The organism is Winogradskyella sp. ECml5-4, assembly GCF_036903175.1.
In the GTDB taxonomy this organism is placed as follows: Bacteria; Bacteroidota; Bacteroidia; order Flavobacteriales; family Flavobacteriaceae; genus Winogradskyella; species Winogradskyella damuponensis.
This window is the reverse complement of sequence record NZ_JAYJLF010000032.1, coordinates 1-6,194: the sequence shown is the minus strand read 5'-3', so window position 1 is coordinate 6,194 and position 6,194 is coordinate 1. Positions and strand designations below refer to the sequence as shown.

Annotated in this window: 6 protein-coding genes; all 6 read right to left on the bottom strand. The window is 30.5% G+C overall.

Annotation, left to right across the window (positions count from 1 at the left end):
* Positions 1–265 precede the first annotated feature (265 nt).
* The 6 genes from VDP25_RS17185 to VDP25_RS17160 all read right to left on the bottom strand — a co-directional run bounded on the left by VDP25_RS17185 (position 266) and on the right by VDP25_RS17160 (position 6,033).
* On the bottom strand, positions 266–1,069 hold the full coding sequence (locus tag VDP25_RS17185; RefSeq protein WP_334471806.1) for a hypothetical protein: 804 nt from the start codon (positions 1,067–1,069) through the stop codon (positions 266–268).
* A 774-nt stretch (positions 1,070–1,843) separates the two neighbouring features.
* Positions 1,844–2,584: a DUF6090 family protein gene (locus tag VDP25_RS17180; protein WP_443089860.1), complete on the bottom strand. Its 741-nt coding sequence runs from the start codon at positions 2,582–2,584 to the stop codon at positions 1,844–1,846.
* A gap of 199 nt (positions 2,585–2,783) precedes the next feature.
* The gene (locus VDP25_RS17175; RefSeq protein ID WP_334471804.1) at positions 2,784–3,710 is read right to left on the bottom strand and encodes a hypothetical protein; all 927 of its coding nucleotides are present in this window, start codon (positions 3,708–3,710) and stop codon (positions 2,784–2,786) included.
* Between the two features lie 161 nt (positions 3,711–3,871).
* Positions 3,872–4,543 (bottom strand): hypothetical protein, encoded by a 672-nt coding sequence (locus tag VDP25_RS17170; RefSeq protein WP_334471803.1) that lies wholly within the window; start codon positions 4,541–4,543, stop codon positions 3,872–3,874.
* A gap of 6 nt (positions 4,544–4,549) precedes the next feature.
* Positions 4,550–4,924, bottom strand: coding sequence for a hypothetical protein (locus VDP25_RS17165; RefSeq protein ID WP_334471802.1), 375 nt, complete (start codon positions 4,922–4,924; stop codon positions 4,550–4,552).
* Between the two features lie 215 nt (positions 4,925–5,139).
* Positions 5,140–6,033, bottom strand: coding sequence for a hypothetical protein (locus VDP25_RS17160; RefSeq protein WP_334471801.1), 894 nt, complete (start codon positions 6,031–6,033; stop codon positions 5,140–5,142).
* Positions 6,034–6,194: the final 161 nt, after the last annotated feature.

Below are 6,194 nucleotides of genomic sequence, written 5' to 3'. Positions count from 1 at the left end.
TTGGAAAATGATTCCGCATTAATTCAAACTTTTCAGTTCCGACATAACCATTATAAAACCCGTTCACAATTAGCTTGTTCAGAATCTTTAAGTTTTTATCGCTTTTGGTTATCGTTTGTCTCATTTCTCAAATTACACACAACGTGTTCGTGTATGGTTAGTTGCGTGTTTAAGCAACTAATTTAGTAAACAAAAACGAACGCGAGAAAATTCCGCAGGAATTTTCCAAATAAGCACTTGCCAAAGCAATTAATTATACACGTTGTTACCACACGTTTTTTATTTTTTCAATTCGCTCGGGATATTTTCCGTTTTCCAAAAATTCTTTAAATTCCTTTCCAGTAAATTCCACATTTCCAGAATTAATTGTGGTGTTTTTCCAATCTGAAACTATTGATTGAATGGTTTTAAACAACTCTTTATTTTCGTCTCCATTTTCAATTCCGATTCGTAATTCTCCATTTTCTAAACCGATAAATTTAATAAATAGACCTTTTTGAGTTTCACTTATTTTATTTAGAGTTTGTATAAAATATCCACTATAATCTGGATATGGTACTTTTTCGGATTGAATAAGTTCGCTCGCAAAATATCTAAAACCTGTTTCAATTCCGTTTTTTTCAAATTGTTCAATCCAATAATCTGGTGTAGGAACTTCTTTTGAATTTGCGGTTATGAAAAATTCACGATTACTAATCCAAGGTTTTGTATAAGTTTGAGTGATTTTCGGTTCGCTAATTTCTATGGATTCACAAGCCACTTCAAATAGACTTCCTGTATCGAATTTTAAACCAATTCCTTTTTCAGTCAAGTCAATTCCGTTAATACAAGATTCTTTTGTTGGTATGAAAAGGTCTTTTTTAAAAGTCCAATTCGTAAGTCCGATTGGTTTTAAGCAAAACTCTTTTAGTTCCTGCTTTTCTCCTGCGACATAAGTTCCAACTGTTTGATATCCGACTACAATTTCAAGTCCGTTTTTAGAGTCGTTAATTTCAGATATAAATCCGTCTTCAAACCAATAATTTTGGTCGAGCCATTTTTCTAATTTATCTCTGTTGTCGATGTTCATTCAAATGTGTGGTAACGTTTTTGTGTATGGTTAGTTGCGTGGTTAAGCAACTAATTTAGCAAACTTTTACGAACCCGTGAATATTCCGCAGGAATATTCGCAAGTAGAGAAGAATAAAGCAATTAATTATACACGGTGTTGTAAGTAGTAGTTTTTATTCGTTCTGTTTTTCATTCGGTTTAGTTTGGTCAGGTTTAGTTTGGTCAGGTTTAGTTTTAAAATTCCGTTTTGATTTTTCCCTCGTAGTTATTCAAACGAATTATTTCACAATAATTTCAATTCAAAATTTTGTTTCCGTTCTGAAATTAAATCCGTTACGATTTTCACGTTTTATTAATGAGCATTAAGTTCAGCCGTAATTTTTGTGTTCAGTTTGGTTGGGTTATCAATTCATTCATTTTATGAACACTTTATTCGTTCATTTTTTGATTTTTATTAAATTAAGTTTGAACGATAAAAATATCATAGATAAAGAAAAAATAACACCTAAAATAGGATTCGTTATTTTATTATCAAAACTTATAAAGTCAAACAATATGTTTAGACTAACAAATAAAAGTCCTAAACAATTTAGCAATAACAAAAAAGTATGTTTTTTCATATGATTCCAATTTTTAAAATGTTGCTCAGCTATTACTTACAACGTGTTTGTGTATGATTTCGTTGCGTGTTTAAGCACTAAAGTTAGCAAATAAATCACAGATAGAAAGTCCGCGAGGACTTTCGTAAGTAGGCTTTAACTAGCAATGAATTATACACGTTGTTGTGCTTTCGTTATTTTTCATTCAATTCATTGTCAATTATTTCAATGGTTTTATTTGTTAATCTAGCAAGACCATATTTAAGCCAAACTTCATCGGCTGCATACATTAAATATATTTTATTTAATGTTAGATAAGTGTCAGGATCTTTGACTAGAGCTGATAACTCCATATTGCTTAATAAAAAATCAGGATGTGTTGGAATTAATGGATGAATTAAAAATTCTTCTGGAATTACAGGAAGCATATATAATCTAGCCATTAAATTAACGTTCTTATTATCATTATCAATATTTAGCATATCAGTGCTTTTATCGGTAATTGCTTTTCTAGCGCTAGTATAGTCTTTTAGTTTAGAAAGGTTCTGCTTTAAGCTATCACTTAACATTTCAAATTTACCAGAATTAATAGCTTCTTCTTGAACTGAATTCAATAAAGATAATGTTCTACCGTAAAGCATTTCTGAAAGGTAGTATTTTAGGCTATCTATTGGAATATTATAATCTCCTACAGAATAAAGAAGCACTTTATTAAATTTACTATTACATTCATGTATTTCAGGTAGGTAATTATCAAATTCATTTTTATTGATGAGCAATTCCTTTTTTAGGGCCAACATGAGTTTTTGTTTGCTATTTTCTAGTTTTCTATTCTCATTCCAATTGTTAATCTGCAATGCAATTAAAATACCAATAACAACAAGTACAATTTCTCCAATTGCATACTTGAAATACTTTCCAGTTTTGTTTTCCATAAGCAAGTTTTGTCTGATTTTTCGGAAGATTTTTATCATTGGTTAGCGGTTTCTGATAATGAAGCACAACGTGTTTGTGTATGATTAGTTGCGTGGTTTAGCGAGTAAGTTAGCAAATAAAAGCCGAATAGAAAATCCGCGAGGATTTTCGTACGTAAGCACGAACCAAGCAATTAATTATACACGGTGTTGGGTACAGTTATTTTTGTTCGTAACATTTATAAGTCGAATTTAGCTTTCTGTAATAATCTTCTAAAGGTTCAAATCCAATTTTCTTTCGTTCAATTTTAGCTTTTTCACAATCGCAAACTGTGATGTTTTTATAAGTTCCATATAGAAAACAAGATTCTCCAATTATAGTTCCGTTATTTTTCTTCTTTTGACTAATTGTTTTATGTGAAACGGTATAATCTATTATTCTAGCAAATTGATAAGGATACATTTCTCCATTCAAAACAGCTTCAAGCATATATGGTCTTAACTTTTCAATCCATTCTTTTTTAAAATGTAATGGTATTAAGGTTATATTTTTCGTTACGTCATATTTTCCTTTCGGTGTTATTTCTCCAATTGTAGAAAATCCAGGCCATTTGTTATTGTTTTGTCTTATAATTTCTAAAAGTCTATTATAGTTATAAGAATCGGTTTTTTTCATTTGTCTCCAACTTCCCAAAATAGGTATTCTTGCTTTTTGGTCTTTTCGTACCATTTCTGAAATTTCGTCTCTTAAAGATAAGTTCAAAGTTTTTAAATGATTTTTACGAAGTGATTTATATTCTTTTTTTAGTTCTTTCCATTCTTTTGATTTTTTGAACTCTGTTAGTTGTTTTTTAATCCGTTTTAAAGTCAGTCCGTGGTTAATTCCGTTTTTTAAGTAGTCAAGAGTTTTTTGATAAGTGTTTAGTTTTTCGGAATTGATAGAAGCTAATAAAAAATCCTCTTTAAATGGTTTATCCACAAGTCCAAAAGCAACTTGATAAAGTGAGTCCGATTTTTTAAATTCTTTATCCAGATTTGCTATTTCAGCTATGTTTATTATTCCGTAGTAATTCAAATAATTTTGAGCTGATATTTTCTGAATTCCGAATAGTAAAATTGTAATTGAAAATGCTAATATTTTGTTCATTCGTTCGTTTTGTGTTAATTGTACCCAACGTTGTTGTATAAGATTAGTTGCGTGTTTTAAGCACTAAAGTTAATAAATAAAACACAGATAGAAAGTCCGCGAGGACTTTCGTAAATTGGCTAAAACCAGCAATTAATTTTATACGGTGTTGTGTACAGTTTTTATTTTACAATTATTTTTAAATCATCCATGGTGTCAATATTCAACATTTCTGAATATTCCTCTAAACTACCAATATTTATTTTGAGAGGTTTTTTCCCACTGTTTTGAACTACAAATCTATATTCGCTCTGATATTCATATTCTTTTATTTTTTGAAATAAATTGATAGGTCCATTTATTTTATCCTTGTCATAATATTCTACAGGTTTAGATTTGTAACCCATTTTGAGCTTTTCGACTTCTTTACAAAGCTTGTTAAGGAATTTTTTTGTTCCCCTTATGAATACAGCATGAGTTCCAAATGATTTAACCCTAGAGTCAATTACAATCTCATTGGTATTTGAAAAGTCTGATTGCTTTAAACAATAAAGTGAATATAAATTACCTTTTGGTGAAACTTCAAAATGTCGCATTTGAAGCTTACTTGGTTTAATATTAATGTCTTCTCCTGTTTTTGTATCAGTAATTATAAGCTTATAGTTTTCTGGTTTGTCATAATTCTTGATATTTGTTGTTGCCTCGTATTTGTCTCCTCTTACTCCCTTATCTTCTAAATTCTGGAAATATTCTATGGTGTTAAGATATACTAGTCCTTTTTCATATAGTGATTTAATATTTTCTTCACTTCCAAATTTTATGAAAAGAACTATTTTGTCATCTTTTTTATCCATTTTAGTTTATTCGATTTTTTTTAAATCTTTCAGAAGAGTTTCAATAATTGGTTTAGTATATTTCTCAACTGGGTCAATATCAGGACTGTCAGTTGGTCGTATATATTCTCCAGCGTCAAATGCTTCGTAACAAATCCAAGCAACTTTTCCGAATCCAAAATTCCGAACAAAATGTTCATTCGTAACCCAAAATGTTTGAAGATTGTTCATAATACAATCGCCATCTTCAAAATCCATTTTTCCATTCCAAAAATCAAAAGCGGTTTTGATTGATAAATTCTCAACCAATTCAGTAGGGAAATTAGTTGGATTTCCGAGTATTTCACTTACTTCTGGTCCACTTAAAGAATCTTTCGATAATTTGTCTAAAATTTCAGTCATTACAAATTGTACACAACGGACTCGGCTATGAGTAGTGCGGGATTTCGAAGCCGAGAACTTTCGGTTTGGCACGGACGGTAGCCAAAGCTACGCTTTGCGTTTTACCTTTCTTTTTCCCGAAAACGTCAAAGCGTAGCTTTGGCGGAATGGAAGCCCGAAACTTCGATTTTGCACTTAAACCCGCATTACTTATAGCCATTGTTAGCTGCTGGGTTTTATTTTTTTGTTGAGTCATAAAAGTCATCTGTATATTTATAATGAACGTTATGACCGTGAATTCCTTCGTTTAATTCTCGAATTTTCAATTTTATATTCTCGTGTGTTTTTGTCTCAAAGTCAAAATCATTAAGAATTATGAGTTTGTTATATTGTTCTTTGAGCCATTTAAACTTCTCAAACACGCTCGGATTTTCAAAACTCGTATCAAGTCCGTTTACTATAACTTTTCTAATTTTCTCTAAACTTATTTTTAATTTTTCTTCAGTCATTTCAGTCCAACTCTCAATAACCTGAAAATAAATAATTTGATGAAATCCAACACAACCATCATTGAACCTTTCAAGATATTGGTGATAAGGGTATCTATTTCTTTTGGTTTCAAGCGGATAGTTTAGCTGTTTTAAAAGTCTATCTGATAACACAATTCTTGGAAACTTTGCATTATTACTTTCAAGTTGATATGCATCTATCAAACCTTGTCCAAAAACGGTTCCGTTTTCGTTATGAATTAAATTTCCAATTGTAAGTCCACCTCTAAATAAAATTCCTTTTTCAAAAAGAATTGCTCCGATATAAGCAAGGTTGACTATTAATGTAGAAGCCATTTCATTGACATTATTTTCAACTTTTACAGACACTACGATACTGTCCGAAAATGATGTGCTATTTGTTTTGTCTCTAATGTCAAAGTTTTCAACTCCCTTTTTTTGTGCATCTTCCTCTATTTCCACCAACTGTGAACTCCAACTTTCAGATGTTTCCCAACTTTTTAGATAGTCTAATACAGAGTACAGAAATTCAATTTTTGAATCATCTTTTTCTGATGAACGAACAATTTCTTTAAACCCAAGAATGTCTATAAATGCTATAAGTCTATTTTCGTATTTCAAATTTTTTCTTTGTTTTCACGGTGTTCGGTCAACCTTGCAGCTAACGGTGCGCGTATATGAAAAGTAGCGTCTTGATGATCAACTGCTTTTCGGATTTAAATATCTTCTATAAAGAAACGAAAAATAAATGATATCAATGTCTCAGCTATTTTTTATATGCG

Coding starts and splice junctions, on each gene's coding strand:
- VDP25_RS17175 (WP_334471804.1), bottom strand. CDS start 3,710: ATGAACAAAATATTAGCATTTTCAATTACAATTTTACTATTCGGAATT.
- VDP25_RS17170 (WP_334471803.1), bottom strand. CDS start 4,543: ATGGATAAAAAAGATGACAAAATAGTTCTTTTCATAAAATTTGGAAGT.
- VDP25_RS17165 (WP_334471802.1), bottom strand. CDS start 4,924: ATGACTGAAATTTTAGACAAATTATCGAAAGATTCTTTAAGTGGACCA.
- VDP25_RS17185 (WP_334471806.1), bottom strand. CDS start 1,069: ATGAACATCGACAACAGAGATAAATTAGAAAAATGGCTCGACCAAAAT.
- VDP25_RS17180 (WP_443089860.1), bottom strand. CDS start 2,584: ATGGAAAACAAAACTGGAAAGTATTTCAAGTATGCAATTGGAGAAATT.